Source organism: Pseudomonas sp. 910_21, assembly GCF_052850735.1.
Genome location: NZ_VXCY01000001.1, coordinates 1,037,810 through 1,063,125, shown reverse-complemented (window position 1 = coordinate 1,063,125; position 25,316 = coordinate 1,037,810). Strand labels below are relative to the sequence as shown.

23 protein-coding genes and 1 pseudogene are annotated in these 25,316 nt (G+C 62.8%); 11 read left to right on the top strand and 13 right to left on the bottom strand.

Annotation, left to right across the window (positions count from 1 at the left end; translation table 11 throughout):
• Positions 1-7: 7 nt before the first annotated feature.
• The 3 genes from FW796_RS04925 to FW796_RS04915 form a co-directional block, all read right to left on the bottom strand.
• Complete coding sequence (locus tag FW796_RS04925) at positions 8-526, bottom strand: RES family NAD+ phosphorylase (RefSeq protein ID WP_346633723.1); 519 nt, start codon at positions 524-526, stop codon at positions 8-10.
• The gene (gene parS, locus FW796_RS04920) at positions 523-1,008 is read right to left on the bottom strand and encodes a type II RES/Xre toxin-antitoxin system antitoxin (protein ID WP_346633722.1); all 486 of its coding nucleotides are present in this window, start codon (positions 1,006-1,008) and stop codon (positions 523-525) included. The genes FW796_RS04925 and parS overlap by 4 nt, the downstream gene beginning before the upstream one ends.
• A gap of 125 nt (positions 1,009-1,133) precedes the next feature.
• Positions 1,134-1,478: a cupin domain-containing protein gene (locus tag FW796_RS04915; protein ID WP_102861021.1), complete on the bottom strand. Its 345-nt coding sequence runs from the start codon at positions 1,476-1,478 to the stop codon at positions 1,134-1,136.
• Positions 1,479-1,753: 275 nt separating this feature from the next.
• Here FW796_RS04915 and kynB point away from each other — a divergent pair, with 275 nt between their 5' ends.
• From kynB to pdxR, 3 genes are all read left to right on the top strand, one after another.
• Complete coding sequence (kynB, locus tag FW796_RS04910) at positions 1,754-2,395, top strand: arylformamidase (protein WP_346633721.1); 642 nt, start codon at positions 1,754-1,756, stop codon at positions 2,393-2,395.
• Between the two features lie 105 nt (positions 2,396-2,500).
• A complete protein-coding gene (gene kynA / locus FW796_RS04905; protein WP_123723289.1) occupies positions 2,501-3,352 on the top strand; it encodes a tryptophan 2,3-dioxygenase in 852 nt (283 codons plus the stop codon).
• 185 nt (positions 3,353-3,537) lie between these two features.
• Positions 3,538-5,037, top strand: a complete 1,500-nt coding sequence (pdxR, locus tag FW796_RS04900; protein ID WP_446439087.1) for a MocR-like pyridoxine biosynthesis transcription factor PdxR — start codon at positions 3,538-3,540, stop codon at positions 5,035-5,037.
• Between the two features lie 14 nt (positions 5,038-5,051).
• Here the strand turns inward: pdxR and FW796_RS04895 are convergent, their stop codons facing one another.
• The 5 genes from FW796_RS04895 to antA form a co-directional block, all read right to left on the bottom strand.
• Complete coding sequence (locus FW796_RS04895) at positions 5,052-6,260, bottom strand: benzoate/H(+) symporter BenE family transporter (protein ID WP_446439086.1); 1,209 nt, start codon at positions 6,258-6,260, stop codon at positions 5,052-5,054.
• A 183-nt stretch (positions 6,261-6,443) separates the two neighbouring features.
• The gene (locus tag FW796_RS04890; RefSeq protein ID WP_233323814.1) at positions 6,444-7,844 is read right to left on the bottom strand and encodes an amino acid permease; all 1,401 of its coding nucleotides are present in this window, start codon (positions 7,842-7,844) and stop codon (positions 6,444-6,446) included.
• Between the two features lie 79 nt (positions 7,845-7,923).
• Positions 7,924-8,946: an anthranilate 1,2-dioxygenase electron transfer component AntC gene (gene antC / locus FW796_RS04885; RefSeq protein ID WP_446439085.1), complete on the bottom strand. Its 1,023-nt coding sequence runs from the start codon at positions 8,944-8,946 to the stop codon at positions 7,924-7,926.
• A gap of 18 nt (positions 8,947-8,964) precedes the next feature.
• Positions 8,965-9,456, bottom strand: coding sequence for an anthranilate 1,2-dioxygenase small subunit (gene antB, locus FW796_RS04880; RefSeq protein ID WP_446439084.1), 492 nt, complete (start codon positions 9,454-9,456; stop codon positions 8,965-8,967).
• A gap of 2 nt (positions 9,457-9,458) precedes the next feature.
• A complete protein-coding gene (antA, locus tag FW796_RS04875) occupies positions 9,459-10,847 on the bottom strand; it encodes an anthranilate 1,2-dioxygenase large subunit (protein WP_404938190.1) in 1,389 nt (462 codons plus the stop codon).
• 336 nt (positions 10,848-11,183) lie between these two features.
• On the opposite strand from antA, the gene FW796_RS04870 reads away from it, so the two are divergent.
• A complete protein-coding gene (locus FW796_RS04870; protein WP_446439083.1) occupies positions 11,184-12,197 on the top strand; it encodes an AraC family transcriptional regulator in 1,014 nt (337 codons plus the stop codon).
• A 201-nt stretch (positions 12,198-12,398) separates the two neighbouring features.
• Here the strand turns inward: FW796_RS04870 and FW796_RS04865 are convergent, their stop codons facing one another.
• Positions 12,399-12,872 carry an Lrp/AsnC family transcriptional regulator gene (locus tag FW796_RS04865; protein WP_102878281.1) on the bottom strand — a complete coding sequence of 158 codons (474 nt, stop codon included), beginning with the start codon at positions 12,870-12,872 and terminating at the stop codon, positions 12,399-12,401.
• A gap of 188 nt (positions 12,873-13,060) precedes the next feature.
• Between FW796_RS04865 and kynU the strand changes: the two genes are divergently transcribed.
• Positions 13,061-14,311 carry a kynureninase gene (gene kynU / locus FW796_RS04860; RefSeq protein ID WP_346633716.1) on the top strand — a complete coding sequence of 417 codons (1,251 nt, stop codon included), beginning with the start codon at positions 13,061-13,063 and terminating at the stop codon, positions 14,309-14,311.
• 110 nt (positions 14,312-14,421) lie between these two features.
• Positions 14,422-15,835, top strand: a pseudogene (locus FW796_RS04855) (amino acid permease); the annotation flags it as partial.
• Between the two features lie 708 nt (positions 15,836-16,543).
• Here the strand turns inward: FW796_RS04855 and FW796_RS04850 are convergent.
• The 3 genes from FW796_RS04850 to FW796_RS04840 all read right to left on the bottom strand — a co-directional run bounded on the left by FW796_RS04850 (position 16,544) and on the right by FW796_RS04840 (position 18,491).
• Positions 16,544-16,915: a MerR family transcriptional regulator gene (locus FW796_RS04850; protein WP_346633715.1), complete on the bottom strand. Its 372-nt coding sequence runs from the start codon at positions 16,913-16,915 to the stop codon at positions 16,544-16,546.
• A 62-nt stretch (positions 16,916-16,977) separates the two neighbouring features.
• Positions 16,978-17,553, bottom strand: coding sequence for an NAD(P)H-dependent oxidoreductase (locus tag FW796_RS04845; RefSeq protein WP_346633714.1), 576 nt, complete (start codon positions 17,551-17,553; stop codon positions 16,978-16,980).
• Positions 17,554-17,609: 56 nt separating this feature from the next.
• Entirely contained in the window at positions 17,610-18,491 is an 882-nt protein-coding gene (locus tag FW796_RS04840; RefSeq protein ID WP_404938193.1) for a LysR substrate-binding domain-containing protein, read from the bottom strand.
• Positions 18,492-18,705: 214 nt separating this feature from the next.
• On the opposite strand from FW796_RS04840, the gene FW796_RS04835 reads away from it, so the two are divergent.
• The gene (locus tag FW796_RS04835; protein WP_446439082.1) at positions 18,706-19,470 is read left to right on the top strand and encodes a sulfite exporter TauE/SafE family protein; all 765 of its coding nucleotides are present in this window, start codon (positions 18,706-18,708) and stop codon (positions 19,468-19,470) included.
• Here the strand turns inward: FW796_RS04835 and FW796_RS04830 are convergent.
• Positions 19,460-19,774: a putative quinol monooxygenase gene (locus FW796_RS04830; RefSeq protein ID WP_446439081.1), complete on the bottom strand. Its 315-nt coding sequence runs from the start codon at positions 19,772-19,774 to the stop codon at positions 19,460-19,462. The two genes, FW796_RS04835 and FW796_RS04830, sit on opposite strands and share 11 nt — an antisense overlap.
• Before the next feature lie 203 nt (positions 19,775-19,977).
• Here FW796_RS04830 and FW796_RS04825 point away from each other — a divergent pair, with 203 nt between their 5' ends.
• The 4 genes from FW796_RS04825 to FW796_RS04810 all read left to right on the top strand — a co-directional run bounded on the left by FW796_RS04825 (position 19,978) and on the right by FW796_RS04810 (position 25,101).
• Positions 19,978-20,568, top strand: coding sequence for an NAD(P)H-dependent oxidoreductase (locus tag FW796_RS04825; RefSeq protein WP_346633710.1), 591 nt, complete (start codon positions 19,978-19,980; stop codon positions 20,566-20,568).
• Between the two features lie 75 nt (positions 20,569-20,643).
• The gene (locus FW796_RS04820) at positions 20,644-21,555 is read left to right on the top strand and encodes a LysR substrate-binding domain-containing protein (RefSeq protein WP_446439080.1); all 912 of its coding nucleotides are present in this window, start codon (positions 20,644-20,646) and stop codon (positions 21,553-21,555) included.
• Positions 21,556-21,775: 220 nt separating this feature from the next.
• Positions 21,776-23,443, top strand: coding sequence for a gamma-glutamyltransferase (gene ggt / locus FW796_RS04815; RefSeq protein WP_404938195.1), 1,668 nt, complete (start codon positions 21,776-21,778; stop codon positions 23,441-23,443).
• A 212-nt stretch (positions 23,444-23,655) separates the two neighbouring features.
• Positions 23,656-25,101, top strand: coding sequence for a SulP family inorganic anion transporter (locus FW796_RS04810; protein ID WP_346633707.1), 1,446 nt, complete (start codon positions 23,656-23,658; stop codon positions 25,099-25,101).
• The last annotated feature ends 215 nt before the right edge of the window (positions 25,102-25,316 follow it).

Here is a 25,316-nt window from a genome sequence, read left to right as displayed (position 1 = left end):
TGTGGGTTCAGTTCGGGCGATTGGCAGCGGTGTGCGCAGGAGGGTTGAGACGGGTGTCGAGGCCGAAGCGCTCCTGGATCACCACCTGATACAGCCCTTTGGCCAGCAACGGATTGATCAGGATGTTCCAGCTGTGCCGGGACACCGATGAGGGCACCAGCACGAATGGATGGTCGGCCAGCAACTGGTCGGCGAATTTCTGCTGGCCGGCACTGGGGATGCCCGGGGTCAGCCAGTTGGGATTGGGCAGACTGCGTTCATCCACGCGATAGATCGCCGACGGGTCCTGGATCAGGGCGCCGGTGAGGACATGGGGCACGTTATCGAGTGCGGCGAAGCCCTTGTGCACCGCCACTTCGAGAATCGCCGTGGCGGGGTCGGCGCTGCCATACACGGCCTTGACCCCTTTGGAGTTCCAGCGACCGCCGCACAGCTCGGCACCGATGCCACTGTCCCAGCTGTCGGCGTGCCGGGCGGCGTCCAGTCGCCAGAAATGAATCTCGCTGCTGCCCGGAATACTGATCACTGATAGACCCCGTATTCCAGGCGGGTGAGGAACTCGTCCACCAGTTCGAAGCCGATGGGGTTGGTCAGCAGATCCACCGGTTTATGGCCGTCGAGGCCCATCACCGGCTTGGCCATCCAGTCCTGTGCCTCTTCACTGCTGCCGAAGACGTCCTGGGCCTTGGCCAGCACCTGGGCAAAACGTACCGCGCGGGCACTCTGCTCCGGGTTCAGGGGTTCGTCCGGGGTTTTCAGGCGCCGATGCAGGGTGCGTTCGGAGAGGCCGATGATCTTGGCCAGCACCTGTTCGTCCTTGAGCATGGGCACCGAGGAGACGAACTTGATGATCGCCGTCAGGGGGATGCCTTCTTCGGTCAGGCGATAGATCGAAATGCGGTCGTCAAACCGTGCCCGGCCACCCAGGAGGATGTCCGAAGACTGTTCTTTCAATACCAGTTTGCCCCGCCGCTTGGGGGGGATGCCGGTGCCTGTCAGCGCAACCATGGGTGCTACTCCTGCCTTTGCCATTTGGCAGTGATTATATAGACATTTGGCGGGGTGCGTTGAGTTGAGTGGCAATGCCGGAAGGGGAGCCCGAGTCGAGCGGGCTCCCGGTGAGTGTGCGGGGTTCAGGCAAACACGAAGTACTTACGCACGGTTTCCACCACTTCCCAGGTGCCTTTCATCCCGGGTTCCACTACGAAGATATCGCCGGCACGCAAGTGGATGGGATCGCGGCCATCCGGGGTGATCACGCAGTACCCTTCCTGGAAATGGCAGTACTCCCACTTCTCATAGGCCACCCGCCACTTGCCCGGGGTGCAGATCCAGGTGCCCATGATCTTGCTGCCGTCCTCGCTGGTGTAGGCGTTGAGGTTGACGGTGTGGGGATCGCCCTCGAGTTTTTCCCATTTGCAGGCGTCGAGGACGGGCAGCGGATGGGTATCGCGCAGAACGGTAATGGGTTGCGACATGCTGTGCTCCTAGCGGGCAGAGAACTGAAGACGCACCCTATAGCGCCCGACGTTCAGGGGGATGTCTGTTCTCGACCTCGGGGTATCCAGAAGCGCAATGCGAGGGCCGCTATCGGTTGCGGATAACGGGCGGCTGACGGTTGAAACATTCCCTCGACAAAGGGCGGTTTTTTAGCAGGATTTGCGAAATATCTGACGATGCCCGAGTTATTTCGCAAGAATCTTTACCGGTATCGCTCGTATCATTCAGTCCGGAGTGACCGAGAGCCGCACGAATGGAAAATACACCACGCTGGTGGGATATCAGCCCGCCTTTGAGTACCGCGACCCCGACCTGGCCGGGGGACACGCCGTTCCAGGAGGAGCGCGTCTGGCAGTTCGGGCCCGAGTGCCCGGTGAATGTCGGGCGGGTGACCCTGTCGCCCCACACCGGCGCCCATGTCGATGCGCCCCTGCATTACCGGCCGGATGGCCTGCCCATCGGCGAAGTGCCGCTGGATGTCTACATGGGCCCGTGCCGGGTCCTGCATTGCCTGGACAGTGGCGCCCTGGTGCAGCCCGAAGCCTTGCTCGGGCGCCTGGACAACCTGCCTGCGCGAGTGTTGCTGCGCACTTATCCACAGGCTCCGCTGAGTGCCTGGGACCCGGACTTTACCGCCGTTGCTCCAGCCACTGTCGAGCTGCTGGCCAGCCTCGGCGTGCGCCTGATCGGCATCGATACCCCGTCCCTCGATCCCCAGCAATCCAAGACCATGGATGCCCACAACACCGTGGCCCGCCATGGCATGGCGATCCTCGAGGGCGTGGTGCTGGATGAGGTTGCCGAAGGCGACTACGAACTGATTGCCCTGCCACTGCGCTTCGCCCATCTGGACGCCAGTCCGGTACGGGCGATCCTACGTCCCCTGGCCGATTGATTCCTACAATAAATACACAGCTGGCCGTCCGCGCCGTTGTGCATCCCGCCCCGGGTTGCACAGCCTGCGGGTGGTAACCGCTGCCTGAGGCGAGGAGCCCACGCCATGAGCCAATGTCCTTTTTCAAGCAACCCACCGGATGAATGGCATAACGCCGAGCTGAATTTCTCCGATTCCATGAGCTACGGCGACTACTTGGACCTGGGGCGCATCCTCAGCGCCCAGCATCCGCTGTCGCCGGACCACAACGAGATGCTCTTCATCATCCAGCACCAGACCTCGGAGCTGTGGATGAAGCTGATGCTGCACGAGCTCAAGGCCGCCCGCGAGCAGGTGCGCCAGGGCCAGTTGCCCCCGGCGTTCAAGATGCTGGCGCGGGTCTCGCGGATCTTCGACCAACTGGTGCATGCCTGGGCGGTGCTGGCCACCATGACGCCGTCCGAGTACAAGTCGATCCGCCCGTACCTGGGCCAGTCCTCGGGTTTCCAGTCGTTCCAGTATCGGGAAATCGAATTCATCCTCGGCAACAAGAGCGCGGCGCTGCTGCGGCCCCACGCCCACCGTCCCGAGCTGCTGCAATCCCTGGAAGCGTCGATTGCCACTCCGTCCATGTATGACGAAGCGATTGCCCTGATGGCCCGCAGCGGCTTGAGCATCGACCCGGCGCGCCTGGCGCTGAACAGCACCACCACGACTCAGCATGACCCTTCGGTGGAAGCGGCCTGGCGCGAGGTCTACGCCAACCCTTCAGCCTATTGGGACCTGTATCAGTTGGCGGAAAAGTTCATCGACCTGGAGGATTCCTTCCGCCAGTGGCGCTTCCGTCATGTAACCACCGTGGAGCGCATCATCGGCTTCCAGCCCGGCACCGGCGGCACCGAAGGCGTGGGCTACCTGCGCAAGATGCTCGACACCGTGCTGTTCCCCGAACTGTGGCGGGTTCGATCCTCGCTCTGATCGTTCTGTTCACTTAAGCCAAAACGGCGCGCCCTCACCTGGGGACGCGCCGTTTTTGTTGGGCTTGCCTATTGCCACATTCTTCGTTCGCCGGTTGCGAAGGTTGCAGCGGCTGACACGAGAGTCGTTGTACCGATAAAGTGGCCGCCATTTATGCGCCACTTTCATCTGACCAGGCAGACCACATGTCCCGAACCTTCGAGCTTGAAACCCTGAAGATGCGGCTCAGCGACCCTGAGTTCGCGCCCCTGGACCTGCACCAGCGCATTCAGCGGGCCTTGCGTGGCCTGATCCTCGACGGCGCCCTGGGCCCCGGGTTGAAACTGCCGGCCAGTCGGGCCCTGGCCAAGTCGCTGGCGGTATCCCGGGACACCGTGGAGAACGCCTATGTGCAGTTGCAGCGCGACGGTTTTATCCAGCGTCGCGAAGGCTCGGGGAGTTATGTCTGTGAAACCATCGGTGCTCAGTTGCGCGGCTCGGCCCGCCGCCGCCAGCAGTTGCAGGGGCCGCCGGGGCACAGCCCAGAGCCTGGGGCGGGCTTGAGCCGGCGCGGCGCGCTGCTGTTGCAAAGGGGCGGCGTCAGCGATCAGCAGGCCGTCACCGCCTTTGCTACCGGACTGCCGGAAACCCGCAGCTTCCCGCTGGACGTCTGGGAACGCCTGCAACGCCAGGCGTTGAAGGATTACCGCGCCAATGTACTGCTGCATGGCGATCCCCAGGGCGCACTCCCCCTGCGCAAGGCCATTGCCGCCTACCTGAACCTGGAACGCGGAGCCAAGGTGCAGCCCGAGCAGATCCTGGTGCTGAGCAGTACCCGCCAGGCGCTGTTTCTGTGCGCGCAACTGCTGGTAGACGCTGGCAAGCCGATCCTGCTGGAGAACCCGGGCTACTTCGGCGCACGCAAGGCATTCGAGGCCGCCGAGGCGCGGATCGTGCCCATTGATGTCGACAGCCAGGGCATTCGTACCGACTTGCTGCGGGCCGACCGCAGTGGCGCCCGCTGTGTCTATGTGACGCCGTCCCATCAGTACCCCACGGGCGCCACCTTGTCCCTGGAGCGTCGCCTGGAACTGACCCGTTGGGCCGCCGAGCAGGAGAAATGGATCATCGAGGACGATTACGACAGCGAGTTCCACTACGACGGTTTACCCACCGCCTGTGTCCAGGGCCTGGACCCGTATCAGCGCACCCTCTACATCGGCACCTTCAGCAAGACCCTCTACCCGGGCCTGCGCATGGGTTACATGGCCTTGCCCTGCGAGCTGGTGAGCGCCTTCAGTGCTGCCCGCAGCATCATCGACGGGCACACGCCGCAGATCCTCCAGCTGACCCTGGCGCGGTTCATGGAAGAGGGGCACTACAACGCCCATGTGCGGGCCATGCGCAAGCTGTACGCCGGACGTCGGCAAGCCATGCTCGATGCCATCGGGCGGCATTTGCAGGGCATTGCCGTGGCCTTGCCGCCACCGGGCGGGTTGCAGATTCCTTGCCTGCTGGAGCCCGGCTGGAGCGAAGCGTTGACCCAGCAACGAGCCGCCAGGGCCGGTATCCAGTTGCCGGGGCTCAGCCGGCTCTATGCCGGTGAGCAGAAGCAGCAAGGCTGGTTGTTGGGCTACGCCTCGTTGAGTGGCCATGAGATCGAAGCGACCATGGCGCGCCTGGCCCAGGCCCTGAGAAAGGCCTAGTCAGACGCTGGCCTTCAGGGTTTGGCGGCACGGGCGGCCAGCAGATTGACCCGGCCATGGATCAGCAGGTGCACGGTCAAGCCGGCCACCAGTCCCCAGAAGGCGCCGCCGACCCCGAGCAGGGTGACGTTGGCCGCGGTGGCGAGGAAGGTGATCAGCGCCGTTTCCCGGGTTGCTCCGTCGGCCATGGCATTAGCCAGGCTGCCGCCGATGGCTCCCAACAGCGCCAGGCCCGCCAGGGTGGTGACAAAGGCCTTGGGCAGCACCGTGAACAGGGTCGCCAGGGTCACGCCGAAGGTTCCCACGAGGATGTAGAACACCCCGCAGGCAATGCCGGCGATGTAGCGCTTTTTCGGGTCCGGGTGCGCGTCCTCGCCGGTACAGATCGCCGCGGTGATCGCCGCCACGTTGAAGGCGTGGGCGCCGAACGGTGCCATCAGCAGCGAACCCAGGCCGGTGACCGTGAGCAGTGGGTTGGCGCTGGTGCTGTAGCCGTCATTGCGCAGCACCAGCATCCCGGGCATGTACTGGCCGGTGAGGGTGATGACGAACAGCGGCAACGCCACTCCGAGCAAGGCTTGCAGGGAGAACTGCGGCGCGGTGAATACCGGTACTGCCAGGCTCAAGTGCACGGCAGAAAAGTCGATCCGCTGCTGAGCGATGAGCAGCCCCAGGCCGATGACCAGGATGCCCACCACGGCAAAGCGCGAGGTGAAACGCCGCAGCAAGGCGTAGGACACCAGCAGCACGATCACCAGCAGCGGATCGGCACTGGCGCCGCCAAAAGCATTGATCCCGAACTGCAACAGGATGCCCGCCAGCAGGCCGGCGGCGATGCCCTTGGGGATCATCCGCACCAGTTTGTCGAAGGCCCCGGACCCGCCCAGAACAATGAAGCCCAGGGCCGAGATCAGGTAGGCACCGATCACCTCGGCATAGGGCGTGAACGGCATCACGGTGGCCAGGAACGCCGCGCCGGGGGTGGACCAGGCGGTGATGATCGGTGCCTTGTAACGCAGGCTCAGCCACAGCCCGGTCAGGCCCACGCCCACCGACACCGCCCAGACCCAGGAGGCCGTCTGGGCCGGTGACAGCCGCGCCAGTTCGGCAGCCTGGAACACCAGGACAAAGGTCCCGCCGTAGTTCACCAGCACTGAAATCAGCGCCGCCACGGTGGGCGAGAAAACATCGGTCCAGCGCAGGCTTGCTGCAGTTCTGTTCATAAGCCGCTCTCCATCGAGGAACAGGCTCCCTGGCTCATGTGCCGGGAGGGAGTCGATTCTAGATAGGGGGCGGACTGTTGTTTCAGGCCGCATTTGCCGTAATTGGCAGACCGCTTTTGAGCCGTCGACAAAAAAGCCCGACCTTGATCAGGCCGGGCTTTGGGGGTGTTGCAACCCTGAGCCTTAGTGCAGGGCGGGCTGCCCGGCCTTGCGGGCATGACTCAGGCGATAGAAGCCCCAGATCACCAGGACCCACACCGGAATCGCATACACCGAGGCGCGAATGCCCGGGATCATCCACATCACGCCGACGATCATCACCATGAACGCCAGGCACAGGTAGTTGCTCAGTGGCGACCAGAAGGCCTTGAACGACGGCACCACGCCTTGCTCGGCCATGGCCTTGCGAAAGCGCAGGTGGGTCAGGCTGATCAGTGCCCAGTTGATCATCAGTGCCGCCACCACCAGGGCAAACAGCAGCTCCAGTGCTTCGTGGGGCGCCAGGTAGTTGACCAGTACGCAGAGCAGGGTGATCAGCGCGGAAATGCCCAGGGCCAGAATCGGCACGCCTTGCTTGTTGAGTTTCATCAGCGCCTTGGGTGCATCGCCCTGTTCGGCCAGGCCGTAGAGCATGCGGCTGTTGCAGTACACGCCGCTGTTGTACACCGACAGCGCCGCGGTCAGGACCACGAAGTTGAGGATCTGCGCCGCCGCATCACTGCCGATCAGCGAGAAGATCTTCACGAAAGGGCTGCTGCTGTAGGCGTCGCCGCCGGCGTTGAGGCTCACCAGCAGTTCATCCCATGGATACAGCGACAGCAGTACCGCCAGGGCGCCGACGTAGAAGATCAGCACCCGGTACACCACCTGATTGATGGCCTTGGGGATCACTTTGCGCGGTTCCGCGGCTTCGGCGGCGGTGATGCCCACCAGTTCCAGGCCGCCGAAGGAGAACATGATGAAGGCCATGGCCATCAGCAGGCCGGTGCCGCCATTGGGGAAGAAACCGCCGTGGGACCAGAGATTGCTCACCGACGCCTGGCTGCCGCCGCTGCCGCTGAACAGCATGTAGCAGCCGAGGACGATCATGCCGACGATGGCCACCACCTTGATGATGGCGAACCAGAACTCGGCTTCACCGAAGAACTTCACGTTCATCATGTTGATCAGGTTGACCAGCACGAAGAACACCGCGGCGCTGACCCAGGTGGGAATTTCCGGCCACCAGAACTGCACGTACTTGCCCACCGCGGTGAGCTCGGCCATGCCCACCAGGACATACAGCACCCAGTAGTTCCAGCCCGCGAGAAAGCCGAAGTAACCGCCCCAGTACTTGTGGGCGAAGTGGCTGAAAGAACCGGCCACTGGCTCCTCGACGATCATTTCCCCCAGCTGGCGCATGATCAGGAAGGCAATGAAACCGGCAATCGCATAGCCGAGGATCATCGAAGGTCCGGCGGACTTGAGCACCCCGGCCGAGCCGAGGAAGAGTCCGGTGCCGATCGCCCCGCCCAGGGCGATCAACTGAATATGGCGGTTCTTCAAGCCACGCTTGAGTTCACCTTGCTTCAAGGTCTGATCCACTAAATTGCGCTCTCTTCTAGTTGTTATCAGGACCGATCCCAGGCTGAACAGGACCGATCGCGGCTGAATGCTGACGGAATCAGATATTACTCTCGGTAAACCGCTCGTAATACAGCTGAACGCGGTTAAGTTGCTGTTCTTGCAGCCAGATCCGGATCGAATCGACCATCGGTGGCGGCCCGCAAACGTACAGGTCAGTGTCGTTGTCCCGCAGTTCGCTGCTGTCCAGGTGCTCGGTGATGTAGCCGCGCTTGCCCGACCAATCCGGGTCGGTGTCGCTGATTACCGGGGTGAAGCGAAACGCCGGCAAGCGCTCGCCCAGTGCCTGGATACGCTCCAGTTCGCACAGATCGGCACTGTGGCGCACGCCGTAGTACAGATGCAGTGGTTGCTGGCAGCCCTGCTCGACGATCTGTTCGAGCATCGCCAATAGCGCCGACAGTCCGGTGCCGCCGGCCACTAGCACCAGCGGACGGCTGATCTGGCGCAGGTAAAAGGCCCCCAGCGGCGCCTCCAGCGCAATGCTGTCGCCCACCAGGCAACGCTCGCGGATGTAGTTGCTCATCACCCCGTCGGGTAGCAGGCGGATCAGGAACTGCAACTGGTTGTCCGCCCCCGGCCGGTTGGCGAAGGAGTAGGCCCGGCTGCTGTCGGTGCCAGGAATTCGCAGGCGCGCGTACTGGCCGGGGAGAAACTCCAGCGGTGCCTCGCTGCTGCCCAGGTCCAGGTGGAGGATGGCGGTGCTGTCCGACACTTGGCGCACATCGATCACCGAGCCTGTGCGCTGCAGCGGATCGGCGCTGTGGCACAGGCTGGAATCGAAGTCGAAGTAGAACGCCGCATCCGACTGCACCCGGGTCTGGCAGGTGAGCATCTTGCGTTGCGCCAGGTCCTGGGGCGAGAGGGCCTCCTCGTCCACATAGTCCTGGCTGTACTGGCCCGACTCGCAACGGCCCTGGCAGGTGCCGCAGACCCCTTCGCGGCAGTCCAGGGGGATCTTGATGCCGTTGCGCAGGGCGGCGTCGAGCAATATTTCATTGGCCTTGACCGGGAAGAACAGGGTCTTGCCGTCGGCAAAGCTGAACGCGACCTTGTGCGTCATGAAGAAATGTCCGTCGAGTCAGAGGTGGTAGAAATCGAGCACCGAGTTGATCGTGTCGTTGAGCAGCAGCACGTGCTTGCGCTGGATCAGCCAGCTGTCGCCGTGGGGCTTGAGGTCGTAGGTGGCGTGGCCATAGAAGTCCTCGGAGGTGGCTAGGCGATAGAACAGCGTGTGCCAGTTCAGGCGCACCTGCAGATGGCCGTTGTCGCCCTCGACGATCCGCAGGTTGCTGACCATGTGCAGGGTGCGCGGCATGGGAATGGTCGAGGCCGCCTTGCCGGTGCGCAGGCGGAATACCCGGTCCTCCAGCCCCGACCGGTTGGCGTAGTAGATCAGTGACATCTCGCGCTTCGGGTCCTGGGTGTAGACGTGTTCCGAGTCCCATTGCGGCAGGTGGAACTCGCTGTCCACGGCGAACAGCTGCAGGTAGGCGTCCCAGTCCTGGGCGTCGCAGAGTTCGGACTTGCGATAGAAGAATTGCTCGATCTGGTACTGCAATTGCGCATTCATGCTTACACCTCACGCAGTTTCAGGGGCTGGCGCTGCAGGCCGTCGAGGAGGAACTTCTGCCAGTTCCGGTGCTGGTTGACGTACAGCCCCTCATGGGTGATTTCGGTGCCGGTCATGGCCGGCTGGATGCCCAGGTTCTCGCTGTTGGCGGTGGGCCCGCTGACCCAGCGGTGATGGCCGCGCGAGACATCGCTCCAGCGCTCCAGGCGCCCCTGGAAACCGCGCTGGGCTTCGCGAAATTCCACCAGGTCGTCCGGCGTGCCCATGCCCGAAACGTTGAAGAAATCCTCGAACTGGCGGATGCGGTTTTCCCGGTCGGCGTCGCTCTCGCCCTTGACCCCGATGCACTGGCTGATGATCTCGGTCTTGTTCCAGGCAATGGGGCGGATGATCCGCAACTGCGAGCTGATCTGGTCAAGAAAGAACAGGCTCGGGTAGATGTTCAGGTTGCGCAGGCGGTGCATCATCCACTCGGCCTTGGCCTGGCCGTGTTCTTCCACCAGGCGCGGCATGATGCTGGCGTAACCGGAACGCACGGCCGGGTTGGGCATCTCGCTGAACAGCACGCTGTGGCCGTTGTTGAAGGCGAACCAGCCGTCGTCGGTGCTGGCGTCGCCGGCGCCCAGCTTGCTGTAGTCCAGGGTGGCGCTGCTGCCGGTGCCGTTGTCGCTGTTGACCTGCTGGCGGTGCTGCACCGTGGCCACGTAGTTGTAGTGCACGGTGCTGACGTGATAACCGTCCAGACCGTTCTCGTTCTGCAGCTTCCAGTTGCCGTCGTAGGTGTAGGCCGACTTGCCCGGCAGCACCTCCAGTTCACCGTCGGGGGACTGGGCGACCATCATGTCGAAGAAGATCCGTGCATCGCCGAGGAAGTCTTCCAGGGAATTGTCGGCAGCCACGTCCAGGCTGATGAAGACAAAGCCCTTGTAGCTGTCGATGCGGGCCTTCTTCAGGCCACGGGTGGCCTTGTCGAAACCCTCGTCGTATTCCCCCGGCGCCTTGACCTTCACCAGGCGCCCGTCGCTCTTGTAGCACCAGGCGTGGAACGGGCAGGTGAAGGTCGACTGGTTGCCCTTGCCTACCCGGGTCAGGGTAGTGCCGCGGTGCTGGCAGGCGTTGATCAGGGCATTGAGCCGGCCTTCGCCGTCACGGGTGATGATCATCGGCTGGCGCCCGGCACGCATCGTGATGAAGTCGTGATTGTTGGGCAGTTCGCTTTCGTGACAGGCGTAGATCCAGTTCTTTTCGAAGATCAGCTCCATCTCCAGATCGAACAGCTCGGGTTCGGTGAACATCTCCCGGGCGATCCGGAACACCCCGTCCGCGGGGCGAAAATCCAGGCAGCTGTGGATGAAGTCTTGCCACTGCTCGACGTTTCTTGCACCACTCATGAGTCGGTACCTTTTTTATTCAGACCAATCGGGTGCCGTCATTAGAGAGAGTGCAGGGCGCCGGTGGCTATCCGCTTAGTCGGCCAAGGCCATCCACAAAATTGCCTGGGTAGCCTCTACCCACAATCGTGCGGATAAGCGATCGACGGCTGCATCGCGGGGCGCTGATCGGCTACTGTGAGTCCTGCCAAAGAGGACGAGGGGGCGGGGTTATCCACTTAGTTGGCGATTGCTATCCACTGGGTTGGCAGCATCGTCGGCTGGCGCAAAACTTGCCCTGTCACACAAGACGCGCCGTCAGAGCGCGCTGAATAAAATTGCCGTGGGTGCGCCGTGATGAATAGCAAGGCTGATGGGCTGTTTCGCGAGATTCGGATCGATCGTTATGACCTCGAAGGGGCCAGGAACTGGATGGCGGGCATCTGCGGCCCCCACCGTCTGGAAACCGCGAACCCCGAACGCATCCGTTTTCACCACAGTGCCAATGTGCTCAGGTCGCGCTCCACGACCCTGGGCATCATCGAGTACGGCACCGATGTGGTGGTGGATATCGAGGACACCGAGCGCTTCAGCAGCTACAGCCTGAGCCTGCCCCTGTGCGGCGAGCAGGAGCTGAGCAAGGACGGCCGCCTGCTGCGCTCGGATCGTGGCCAGGGAGTGATCATTGCCCCCAACGAAAGCCAGGTACTGGCCATCTCCGGAGACTGCCGCAAGTTGCAGGTGGTGATCTCCCGGCCGGCCATGAGCGAGGCCCTGGAAACCTTGCTGCAACGTCCGGTGCAGCAGCCGCTGCGCTTCGAACCGGCCATGGATGCACTGCATGGCGCCGCCGCGGCCTGGTGGCGCATGGCCCATCACTTCATTGGCGAACTGGCCCAGGGCAACGAGCTCTACGAGCAACTGGCCTTCACCCGGGAAATCGAAAGCTCCCTGATCAAGGGCCTGATCCTGGCCCAGCCCAACAACTACTCCACGGAGTTGCGGGCGATGCTCGGGGTCAAGCTGCCGCATTACCTGGTGCGTGCCCGCCAGTACCTGCACGAGCATGCCCGGGAGGCGGTGCATCTGGAGGACCTGGAAGCCGCCGCCGGCGTTTCGCGCTTCAAATTGTTCGAGGCCTTTCGCAAGTACTTCGCCCTGTCGCCCATGGCCTATCTCAAGCGCCATCGGCTCAATGGCGTGCGCCAGGACATTCTCGAACGCGGCGCGGCGCGCAATATTTCCGAGATTGCCCTGGCCTGGGGTTTTACCCACCTGGGGCGGTTTTCCGCGGAGTACCGCAAGCTGTTCGACGAGGCGCCGAGCGCCACGGCCCAGCGCCACCAGGCGCGGCGCCCGGTGGGGTTCTAGGCTCTGTACGAAAACTACCTGCACTTCGATCAGACTGCGCACTGCGCGCCTTCGGCGCTACGTAGAAACAGGCTCGTGCGCGAGTCCGATCGAAATGCTCATTTAGGCCCCTAAAGTCGAACGCGACCCCGGCCGTTCCTCGCCTGTTTTTGCCTTGCCTGATCTTTGCTCGGCGAGTTTTCGTACAGACCCTAGGACGGGCTACTTGCGCAGCACCAGATCCAGCAGGCCGTCCTGTTCCTTGATCTTCTGCAAGACGATTTCCGAGCGGATGTCGGTGACCCCGGACGCGCGGTTCAGGTGATTGACGATGAAATCCGAGAAGTGCTTGAGGTTGCGCGCCCGGATGCGCAGCACGTAGTTGCTGGCGCCAGTGATCACGTAGGCGGCGACCACTTCCGGCCATTGCTGGACCTTGCTGATAAACGTCTCGTGCCAGCCTTCCACGTCCTGGCGCAGGGACACATGGACGATGGCTTCCAGCTCGATCCCCAGGCGCTCGGCGTTGAGCTGAGCGCGGTAGCCGCTGATGATGCCGTCGCCTTCGAGCATGCGCAGGCGGCGCAGGCAGGCGGAGGGTGAAAGGGCGACTTTCTCCGCCAGTTCCTGATTGCTGATACGCCCATCCTGTTGCAGGAAGTGCAGGATGCGCAGGTCGGTGGAGTCGAGGGTCATGGCTGGCATAAATCCGCGTTTTTTATTGGAGGATTAGAATTTTATTCGAGAGTAGTACGGTAACGCGCTGCACTTTGCACGAAAATTCTCCGCGGCTTCGTCCATTATTTCCTGAGTTTGCGGGTTGCCCAGACCCCGTGCCCGGCCCACGCAAGGCGGGCATGACATTGACCAAGACAGGACTTCCAATGATCGATAAAAACCACTGCCTGCGTCTCGATGAACAGGACCCACTGGCGCCGTTGCGCCAACAGTTCGCCTTGCCCGAAGGCGTGATCTACCTCGACGGCAACTCCCTGGGTGCTCGCCCTGTGGCCTCCCTGGAACGGGCCCGGCAAGTGATAGAGCAGGAGTGGGGCGACGGCCTGATCCGCAGCTGGAACAGCGCCGGCTGGCGCGACCTGCCCCAGCGCCTGGGGGACCGCCTGGCCCCATTGATCGGCGCCGGTAGCGGCGAAGTGGTGATCACCGACACCACCTCCATCAACCTGTTCAAGGTCCTCAGCGCCGCCCTGCAGGTGCAGGCCGAGCGCGCCCCCGAGCGGCGGGTGATCGTTTCCGAAAGCAGCAACTTTCCCACCGATCTGTACATCGCCGAAGGCCTGACCCGGATGCTCCAGCAGGGCTACTCCCTGCGCCTGGTAGACAGCCCGGAACAACTGCCGGCGGCGATCGACCAGGACACGGCGGTGGTGATGCTCACCCACGTCAACTACAAGACCGGCTACATGCACGACATGCAGGCCGTCACCGGGCTGATCCACGAAGCCGGCGCCCTGAGCCTCTGGGACCTGGCCCACTCGGCGGGCGCGGTGCCGGTGGAGTTGAACCGCAGCGGCGCCGACTACGCCATCGGCTGCACCTACAAATACCTCAATGGCGGTCCGGGTTCGCAAGCCTTCGCCTGGGTCGCTCCTGCCCTGTGCAATCTGGTGACCCAGCCACTGTCCGGCTGGTTCGGCCATGCCCGGCAGTTCGACATGGCCACCCATTACGAGCCCAGCAACGGCATTGCCCGCTACCTGTGCGGCACCCAGCCAATCACCTCCCTGGCCATGGTCGAGTGCGGCCTGGAAATCTTCGAACAGACCGATATCCAGAGCCTGCGGCGCAAGTCCCTGGCCCTGACCGACCTGTTCATCGAACTGGTGGAACAGCGTTGCGCCGGCCATGACCTGAAGCTGGTGACTCCGCGGGATCACGCCAAGCGCGGCAGCCACGTGAGCTTCGAACACCCCGAAGGCTACGCAGTGATCCAGGCCCTGATTGCCCGTGGTGTGATTGGCGATTATCGCGAGCCGCGGATCATGCGTTTCGGCTTCACCCCGCTCTACACCCGCTTCAGTGAGGTCTGGGAAGCGGTGCAGATCCTCGGTGAAATCCTCGATGAAAAAACCTGGGCCCAGGCGCAATTCCAGGTGCGTCACAGCGTGACCTGACCGGGCTCCTGCTTCCTGGTCGCCGCAGCCTGCGGTGATCAGGACAAGCGGCACAAGGATGGGCCGTCACATCGTTCATACGTGCACACAACAATAAAGAGGCACTCAAAGTGACCACCTCCAACAAGGGTTTCGAAGCGATTTCCAATCGCGAGCACGGCCTCAGGCGTCAGCTGACCGCCGGCCAGATGAGCATGATCGCCATTGGCGGGGCCATCGGCACCGGCCTGTTCATGGGCAGTGCCTACGCCATCGGCTATGCCGGCCCCAGCGTGCTGTTGAGCTACGCCATCGGCGCGCTGATCACCCTGCTGCTGATGGGCTGCCTGGCGGAAATGACCGTGGCCCATTCCACCTCCGGTTCCTTCGGCGCCTATGCCGAGTTCTACATCAGTCCCCTGGCCGGGTTCCTGGTGCGCTATGCCTATTGGGCGGCCATCGTGCTGGCGGTGGGCGCCGAGGTCACGGCCATTGCCATGTACATGAAGTACTGGTTCGCCAACGTCCCGGAATGGGTGTGGATCGTTTCCTTCTCCAGCGTACTGGTGCTGCTCAACGCCATCAGCGTGAAGACCTTCGGCAACTTCGAATACTGGTTCTCTACCATCAAGATCGCCGCCATCGTCGGTTTCATCCTCCTGGCGGTGTACGTGGTGTTCGGCTCCGGCAATCCTGACTACGGCGTGCACAACTACACTGCCCACGGCGGCTTCTTTCCCAATGGTTTCGAAGGCATGTGGATCGCGGTGATCGTGTCGATCTTCAGTTACCTGAGCGTGGAAATGATCGCGGTGGCGGCAGGGGAGGCCAAGGACCCGCAACGTGCGGTGAAGCAGGCGTTTCGCGCCACCATCGTGCGGCTGGTGGTGTTTTACCTGCTGACCCTGGCTCTGATGCTGGCCATCGTGCCCTGGGTCCAGGCGGGCAAGGCCCAGAGCCCGTTCGTTACGGTGATGCAGACTATCGGTATTCCCGGAGCCACCGGGGTGATGAACTTCGTGATCCTGATCGCGGCCCTGTCGGCGATGAACAGCCAGCTCTACATCACCACGCGGATGATGTTCAGCCTGTCCCGCGCCGGCTTTGCGCCAAAGTCCATGGGCGCCCTGAGCAAGACCGGGATTCCGCTGAATGCCTTGCTGCTGTCCAGCTCCGGTATCGCCCTGGCGACCCTGATCAACGTGCTGTACCCGGAGAGCTCATTCGTTCTGATGATGGCGATCTCGATGTTCGGCGCGATCTTCACCTGGTTCATGATCTTCCTCACCCACTACTGCTTCCGCCGTTATCACCAGCGTCAGGGTGAACAGCAACTGTCGTTTCGCATGCGTCTGTTTCCCTACAGCACCCTGCTGGGGCTGGTACTGATGGGAGCGGTGATGATCACCACCTTCTTCACCGAGGCGTTCAAGATGACCCTGGTGTTCGGCGTGCCCTTCCTGCTGTTGCTGACCCTGGTCTACTACCTGTGCTTCCGTAAGCCCAGGACGGTCGCCGGACTGTCCGAGGTCTGAGGCCACGCCTCCCGGATGTCCAGCAGCTTGGCCTGCTCTCGTACGTATAGCTCGTACGTATCGGTGGAGGCCGGTGTACCGGCCGATCACCCCATTCGTAGGCTTCGCATCTTGGTCGATACGATTCTCCGCGAGCTGAGCGATCTGCTGGACACCCGCTATGCGGACGCTGGGTGGCCGTCGATTCCGTCTGAGCGGATTCTCCGGGCATCGCGGGTGCAGGTTGTGTATAGCGTGCGTAGTGAGCGACTAAGGAGGGTGGTTAGGTCTCGCCACCTTGCGACGCTGGGTCACCTGGGCCTTAGCGGCTTACAATGTGATCCGCCTGGGCGCAATCGCTGGTTGGTGGCAGCCATCCCCTACTTGAGTTGTGGTGAGTGTCGCGCTTGCGACGAACGAGCTGACTTGAAAATCGAAAGCCTTCAAAGGTGCTGCGCATGACAAATTGGCAACGTGGTGACTTAGTCGAGCTAGACGGCCTTCTTGCGGTCGTGGTCGGCATTGAGGGGGACCCAAATGTCCCCGAGGAACACATCGCAGCTTGGTTTGGTGCCCCAAGTTGCATCCGAAAGTCTGAGGGCGGAGCTGGTGGAGCGAGTCCGGAGGTCTGGACGGTGCCAGCGTACTTGTTCGTGCGAGCCGCTGAGCCTGATTGGCGTCACTAATTAATTGAGTTTTCTATCGGAATGCACTTTTCTGCTCCTTTCTCAACGACCCGCTAGAGGCTGCCCAGGGGGCACTCCTCGCGAGCCTGTTGCAGGCTGGTCTCGAAGACTTCGAGCCGGCTCTGCAACTGCTGCAAGTCATCGATCTGTTGTTGCAGCTCGCGCCTCTTTTGCGCCAGGGCGGCCTGGGCCCGATCCCAGGGGAACGCCTGGCCCGCGTGCGTGGCGAACACCTGCTGCAATTCCTTGAGCTTGAAACCCAGCTGCTGGGCGCACTTGATGAACATCAGCTGTTCGACGCTCTGGGCGTCATACAACCGATAGCGGCCCTGGCGCGGCGCGGCCGGCAGCAGGCCGATGGCTTCGTAATGGCGGATGCTCTTGACTGTGGTCCCGGACAGTTGCGCGGCTTGGCCGATGTACATGAAAACTCCTTGTTCAGTACCGGTTGCGGGCGGTGGACGGCGTTGCGCATTATCCGGCGGATTCACAGCCTGGCAAGGTACTGCGCCTGCATCAGCCAATCGGCCTTGCGCTCTTCACTGGCGTCCAGCACCGGGCCAAAGGTCAAGGTGCGCAGCGGCTTGATGCCACAGAAGGCCAGGGTGGTGCGGCGCATCTGCTGCAAGCCGGGCATGCGATAGAACCAGCGGAAATACCAGGGCGGGGTGTCCATGGTCACCAGCAGGTGGGCGGTGCGGCCCTTGAGCAGTTGCTCGGGAAAGGCCTTGCCGGGGCGGTACTTGAAGGCGAAGCCCGGCAGCAGTACGCGGTCGAGAAAACCCTTCATCAGGGCCGGAATCCCGCCCCACCAGATGGGGAACACCCAGGTCAGGTGTTCGGCCCAGAGGATGTCGGCCTGAGCCTGTTGCAGATCGGTCTCCAGGGGCTGGATCTGCCGGTAGCCTTCGCGCAGCACCGGATCGAAGTGCAGGTCGCCGAGCCTGAGCTGGCGCACTTCATGACCGGCCTCTTGCGCTGCCTTCACGTAGCGCTCGCTCAATGCCGCGCACAGGCTGTGGCGCGAAGGGTGGCCGAGAATCACCAGGATGCGTTTGCTCATTGCCGTGGTCCTTGAGGAATAAACCTCAAGGCTAAAGTCTGCCCCTAAGGGGAGAGTCAAGGCGGCAGCAATGCCGCGCACAAACCTTGGGCATACAGCGGCAGTGCCGCGAAGTCGCGGGCGCACAACAGCAACCGGCGACGGGCCCAGGCTTCGCTCAAGGGGCGCGACTGCAAGGGCAGGTGACGGTTGCGCTCCAGGGCCGCCAGGGGCACCAGCGCCAGCCCGGCACCACGGGCCACCATGCGCAGCAGGGCGTCGAAACCTTCGGCGCGGATGCGCAGTTGCATGCGTCGTCCCAGGTGCAGGGCCTGTTCCTCCAGATACACCGCCAGGGCGCTGTGGCTGGCCAGGCCCACGTAGTCGTGGGCCAGGGTGTCGCTGAAACTGGGGGTGGGCTGCAGGCTCAGTGGGTGATCCAGGGGCATCACCAGGACCAGCGGATCATCACGCAAGGGTCGGCTCATCAGCCCCTGGATATCCACCGCGTCGGAGACGATACCCAGGTCTGCCGCGCCCTGGCGCAAGGCGTGGGTGATGCGCTGGCTGGGCAGTTCCTGCAGGTCGATATCCACCTGGGGATGGTTGCACAGGAAGTCCGCCAGCAACTCTGGCAGGTACTCGCTGAGGGCGGTGGTGTTGCACAGCAAGCGCACTTGCCCCTTGATTCCCTTGGCGTATTCGGCGAGGTCCTGTTGCAGGTGTTCGGCGTACAGCAGCAGCGTGCGGGCATGTTGGGCCAGGGCCTTGCCGGCGGGTGTCGGGCTGATGCCGCGGCGCCCGCGTTCGAGAAACTCGATGCCCAGGGAGGCTTCCATGGCGCGGATTCGAGCGCTGGCGGCGGCCAGGGACAGATGGCTGCGAGCGGCCCCGGCGGTGATGTTGCCGGCCTCGAGAACGTTCAGGTACAGCCGCAGGTCGATCAGATCGAAGTGCATGAATGATTCCCCAACCAGCAGTTTCTTATGCAGGAGCCGACTTGCCGGCGAAGAGGCCTTCGGATTTTGCACCGGGCTTGAGCGCGCCTTCGCTGGCAAGCCAGCTCCTACGGATGTGTGGGCAATAGGTTTTGTATGTGCCTATTGCCTGACAAGAGGCTGGCTCAGTATATGGCAGATTTCCAGCTCGGCGAGCAGGGCGCAGGATAGGCCCATGAACAGCTCTCTCGCGTTTTATCAGAATCTAGGCATGGCCCTTTCTCTGCTGGTCATCGGCACCTTCGTACTGGCCGGCATGGTCAAGGGGGTGATCGGTCTCGGGCTGCCCACCATTGCCATGGGCTTGCTGGGGTTGGCTATGGCTCCGACGCAGGCTGCGGCCTTGCTGATCATTCCGGCGACCCTGACCAACCTCTGGCAACTGGCCTTTGGCGGGCACCTGCCGGCCTTGTTCAAGCGTCTGTGGCCGATGCTGCTGGCGATTTTCGTCGGCACTGCAGCCGGTTCCCTGTGGCTGGGCCTCGATGGCGGGCATGGGGTGGTGCGGGGGCTGGGGGGCGCCTTGCTGCTGTATGCGCTGAGCGGTCTGTTGCTGCCGAGCTTGCGGCTCGCCCCTGTCCATGAGTGCTGGCTGGCACCGTTGTGCGGGCTGATTACCGGCGTCATCACCTCCGCCACCGGGGTGTTCGTGATCCCGGCGGTGCCCTATCTGCAGGCTCTGGGCTTGAACAAGGAGCAGTTGGTGCAGGCCCTGGGCCTGTCGTTCACCGTCTCGACCCTGGCCCTGGCCGCCGGCTTGCTGTGGCGTGGCGCCCTGGGCAGCGCTGAGCTGGGGGCTTCATTGCTGACCCTGGCCCCGGCGCTGTTGGGCATGTGGCTGGGGCAATGGTTGCGTCAGCGCATCAGCGCGCTGCTGTTCAAGCGGGCGTTCTTTATCGGCCTGGGGCTGCTGGGTGGGCATTTGTTGATCAGTGGCTAGCTGAGGTCGCGCTGAGCATGTCAATGGCGCGGATTTCGAAGTCCTGCTCCAGGTAGTCCATGCGGGCCTCAAGGAACTGCCGCATGTGCGGCAGGTTGGAGTGGATATCCAGCGCCTCCTGGGAGGCCCAGACCTCGTAGAAAATGAACAGGCTCGGGTCCTGCCGGTCCCGCAGCATGTGGTATTCGATGCAGCCTGCTTCGGCGCGACTGGCCGCCACGTGCCCGAGGAAGAAGGCTTCGAAAGCGTCGGCGCGCTCGGGACGGGTCTTGGCGTGGAGGATAAAGGCCTGGGGCGTGGACATGCTGTAAGCGCTCGCTGCGTTGGAGGATGTTGAAAATTCTAAGGCAACAATCCGCTGTCGATTCGTGCGTTTGAGTCAAATGTATTTTGAACAACCCGGGCTTATTCTCCGGCCCTTGCCTGATTACCCTGCCGCCATCGTTTTCAATCTTCACAGCCCGCCGCTACCGATGCGCAACGGGTTGTTCCCGATGAGGCTGGATCATGAAAAAAGTACTGCTGCTCAATGGCGCCAAGCAATTCGCCCACTCCGATGGCCGCTACAACGCTACCCTGCACGACACCGCCCTGGCGGTACTGGATCGTGGCGGCCTGGAGGTCAAGGTCACTCACATCGACGAGGGCTATGACATCCAGGAGGAAGTGGCGAAGTTTCTCTGGGCTGACGTGATCATCTATCAGATGCCCGGCTGGTGGATGGGGGCGCCGTGGATCGTCAAGAAGTACATCGACGAAGTCTTCACCGAAGGCCACGGCAGCCTCTACGCCAGCGATGGCCGGACCCGTTCCGACGCCTCGCAGAAGTACGGCAGCGGCGGCCTGATCCAGGGCAAGCAGTACATGCTGTCGCTGACCTGGAACGCACCGCAGCAGGCCTTCGACGACCCCAGCGACTTCTTCGAAGCCAAGGGCGTGGACGCGGTGTACTTTCCATTCCACAAGGCCAACCAGTTCCTCGGCATGAGCGGTCTACCGACCTTTCTCTGTGTCGACGTGATGAAGCGCCCGAACATCGAAGGCGACGTGCAGCGTTACGCGGAGCACCTCAAGGCGGTGTTCAATCTCCCGGGCTGAATCCGGCTACTATTGAGAGCCTTGAGGCCGGCCTCTGGTTTTGCGGGGGCCTACCACCGCTGATAAAGGACTCCTGTGAAAGCCCGATCCGACGAGTTGCAAGTGTTCGTCTGCGTCATCGAGTGCGGTTCGATTTCCGCCGCCGCCGAGCAATTGGCCCAGACCCCTTCGGCGGTCAGCCGCACCTTGTCGCGGCTGGAGGCCAAGCTCGACACCACGCTGATCAACCGCACCACTCGGCGCATGGACCTGACCGAAGAAGGGCGCTATTTCTTCGAGCAGGCCAAGCTGATTCTCGACCAGATGGACGAGCTCGAAGAGCGCCTGTCCTCGCGCCAGCGCAACCCGTCCGGGCGCCTGCGGATCAACGCCGCGGCGCCCTTCATGCTGCACGCCATCGTTCCCTACGTGGCCGAGTTCCGGAGCCTGTACCCGGATATCCAGCTGGAGCTCAACAGCAACGACCTGATCATCGACCTGCTGGAGCAGAGCACCGACATCGCCATTCGCATCGGCGTGTTGGCGGACTCGACCCTGCATGCCCGCTCCCTGGGCTGCAGCCCGCTGCATATCCTCGCCAGCCCGGACTACCTGGCCCGCCACGGCACGCCGCAAAGCGTGGCCGAACTGGCCGAACACACCTTGCTGGGCTTCACCCAGACCGAGACTCTCAATCACTGGCCATTGCGCCATGTGCACGGTGACCGCTGGCAGATCCAGCCGAGCATCAGTGCTTCCAGCGGCGAGACCCTGCGCCACCTGGCGCTGGAGGGGCAGGGCATTGCCTGCCTGTCGCATTTCATGACCATCGACGACATCCGCGCCGGGCGCCTGCAACCGGTGCTGGCCTCGTTCAACAGCGGTTATCGCCAGCCGATCAACGCGGTGTACTACCGCAACTCGCAACTGGCCCTGCGCATCCAGTGCTTCCTGGATTTCATCCAGGGCAAGCTGGCGGACTACGCCAACCCCCAGTTCCAAGGCTGAAGGCTTCCCCGTTCCCTGCCTGTCCCTCGTAGGAGCCGGCTTGCCGGCGAAGGGGCCCTCGGATTTTGCGCAAGTCTCGAAATCGCCTTCGCTGGCAAGCCAGCTCCTACGGTCATCCATGTTTGTGGGTTGGGACGGGTGTACTGCGATTGGCGATTGCCCAAACCCAGGTTCCGGGCCTATGTTCTTGCCGTTCGATAACAAGAAAAGGAAGGACCTTATGCGCATTCTGTTGTTCAAGTCCCTGGCCCTGACGGCCGCCATCGCCGCCAGCAGTTCGGCTTTTGCCGTGACCCTGGAAGGCGGTGCGGTGGCCGCGCCCAACCAGTACGGCGCCGATGTCGCGGCGCAAATCCTGAAGAAGGGCGGTAACGCGGTGGACGCCGCGGTGGCCACGGCCTTCGCTCTGGCAGTGACCTACCCCGAAGCCGGCAACATCGGCGGTGGCGGTTTCATGACGATGTACGTCGACGGCAAACCCTACTTCCTCGACTACCGGGAAACCGCGCCCAAGGCCGCGACCCGGGACATGTACCTGAATGAAAAGGGCGAGGTGATCGAGAACCTGAGCCTGGTGGGCGCCCGCGCCGCCGGGGTGCCGGGCACGGTGATGGGCCTGTGGGAAGCTCACCAGAAGTTCGGCAAGTTGCCGTGGAGCGAGTTGATCACTCCGGCCGTGGGCTACGCGAAAAACGGCTTCAAGGTGGCGGACAAGCAGTACCAGTACCGCGAGGATGCGTTGAAGCTGTTCAACGGCACCACCAACTTCGGCGACTACTTCGGCAGCATGAAGCCGGGTGAAACCTTCCGTCAGCCGGAGCTGGCCGCCACCCTGGAACGCATCGCCGACCAGGGCGCCAAGGAGTTCTACAGCGGCAAGACCGCCGACTTGCTGGTGGCACAGATGCAGGCCGACAAAGGCCTGATCACCAAGCAGGACCTGCAGGACTACAAGGTCCAGTGGCGCCAGCCGCTGCAGGTCACCTTCCGCGGCAACACCCTGTACACCGCACCGCCGCCCAGTTCCGGCGGGGTGGCTCTGGCGCAGTTGATCAGCATCAAGGAAGAGCGCGCTGCAGACTTCAAGGGCGTCGAGTTGAACTCGGCCAAGTACATTCACCTGTTGGCGGAAATCGAAAAACGCGTGTTCGCCGACCGCGCCGACTACCTGGGCGATCCGGCGTTCTCCGAGGTGCCGGTCAAGCAACTGACCGACCCGGCCTATCTGAAAAAGCGCGCCGCCGAGGTCAACCCGAATGCCATCTCGGCCACCGAAAAAGTGCGCCCCGGGCTTGAGCGGCACCAGACCACTCACTTCTCCATTGTCGATGCCCAGGGCAACGCGGTGAGCAACACCTACACCCTGAACTGGGATTACGGCAGCGGTGTGGTGGTCAAGGGCGCAGGCTTTCTGCTCAATGATGAAATGGACGACTTCAGCGCCAAGCCAGGCGTAGCCAACGCCTTCGGCGTGGTGGGTGGCGATGCCAACGCCATCGCCCCGGGCAAGCGCATGCTGTCGTCCATGAGCCCGAGCCTGGTGACCCGCGACGGCAAGGTCACCCTGGTGCTGGGCACCCCCGGTGGTTCGCGGATCTTCACCTCGATCTTCCAGGTGCTGAACAACCTCTATGACTACAACCTGCCCCTGGAAAAAGCCGTGGCCGCGCAGCGCGTGCATCACCAACTGCTGCCCAAGGACACGATCTACTACGACGCCTATGCGCCGCTCACCGGCAAGGTCGCCGATGAGCTGAAAACCATGGGCTACACCCTGGAAGACCAGGGTTGGGAGATGGGCGATATCCAGGCGATCCGGGTCAACGGCACCCAGCTTGAAACCGCTTCCGACCCACGCGGCCGCGGTGTCGGCAAGGTCGTCAAATAACCGCTGAACCCCGGTAGGAGCCGGCTTGCCGGCGAAAGGGCCCGTGAATCTGATGCCAGATCCAACGGCCTCTTCGCTGGCAAGCCAGCTCCTACATTCGTTGTGCAGGCTCCGACGGCCGGCTGGTCGCCGGAGGCTCAATTCCGTAACATTCCCCGCCTTCTTTCCGCTCTCCCAGGGCCGCGTCCGTCGGTCCGCCTATCAGGTCAATCATGAAAGCAAAACGTCTGCGTGCCGATGTCCTGGCCGGACTCACAACCTCGTTCGCCTTGTTGCCCGAATGCATCGCCTTCGCCCTGGTGGCCCATCTCAATCCATTGATGGGCCTGTATGGCGCCTTCTTCATCTGCACCCTGACGGCACTGTTTGGCGGTCGGCCGGGCATGGTGTCCGGCGCTGCCGGTTCCATGGCGGTGGTGATCGTCGCCCTGGTGGTGCAGCACGGGGTGCAGTACCTGCTGGCCACGGTGTTGCTGGGCGGGCTGGTGATGGTCGCCTTTGGCCTGCTGCGCCTGGGCAAGCTGGTGCGCATGGTGCCGCACCCGGTGATGCTGGGTTTCGTCAACGGCCTGGCGATCGTCATTGCCCTGGCTCAGCTGGAGCATTTCAAGAGTGGTGAGCATTGGCTCAGCGGCCAGCCGCTGTACCTGATGGCCGGGCTGGTGGCGCTGACCATGGCCATTGTCTACCTGCTGCCACGGCTGACTCGGGCCGTGCCGCCGGCCCTGGTGGCGATTCTCGGCGTGGGCTTGCTGGTGTACCTGCTGGGCCTGCCGACCCGCACCCTGGGTGACATGGCCCACATCGCCGGTGGCCTGCCGAGCCTGGCGCTGCCCCAGGTGCCGTGGAACCTGGAAACCCTGGGCATCATCGCGCCCTACGCGTTCCTGATGGCCATGGTCGGCCTGCTGGAAACCCTGCTGACCCTGAATCTCACCGACGAAATCACCGAGAGCCGCGGCTACCCGGACCGCGAATGCGTGGCCCTGGGCGCGGCCAATGTGGTTTCGGGAATGTTCGGCGGCATGGGCGGCTGCGCGATGATCGGCCAGACCGTGATCAACCTCAGTTCCGGTGGCCGCGGGCGCTTGTCCGGGGTGGTGGCCGGGGGGCTGATCCTGCTGTTCGTGCTGTTCCTGTCGCCGCTGATCGAGCGCATTCCCTTGGCGGCGCTGGTGGGGGTGATGTTCGTGGTGTCGCAGCAGACCTTTGCCTGGGCCTCGTTGCGGGTGATCAACAAGGTGCCGATGAACGACGTGCTGGTGATCCTCGCCGTGACCGTGATCACAGTGTTCACCGATCTGGCCATGGCGGTGTTCTGCGGCATTGTGATCGCGGCCCTCAACTTCGCCTGGCAGCAGGCCCGGGAGCTGTACGCCGATGCTCACCTGGAGGCCGACGGCAGCAAGCTCTATCACTTGCACGGCACCTTGTTCTTCGCTTCCACCACGCCGTTTCTCAATCAGTTCGACCCGGCGGGTGACCCGCAGCAGGTGACCGTCGACTGCCGCCACCTGAGCTTTGTCGACTACTCGGCCGTCGCCGCCTTGAAGACCTTGCGCGAGCGCTATGCCAAGGCTGGCAAGCAGCTACGGGTGCTGCATCTGTCGGAGCGATGCAAGAAACTGCTGAAACGGGCCCGGGTGCAACACGACTGAGGCCTGCGGGCGAGTGAGAGAGCTCGCCCGTTTTTCAGTGATAGGGGGTGAAAATACCCACTGCGGATTTTCATCGTCGCCGCTTTTGCATAGCTGTTCGCGACAAAGCCTGCCTCTTTACGAAAATTAGTTTCACTTGGCTTGAGACTCATCTCCTTAAGTGATTAATGAGTTTCACAACCATTCCAAAGTGACACTGTCTTCAAGGAGGAACC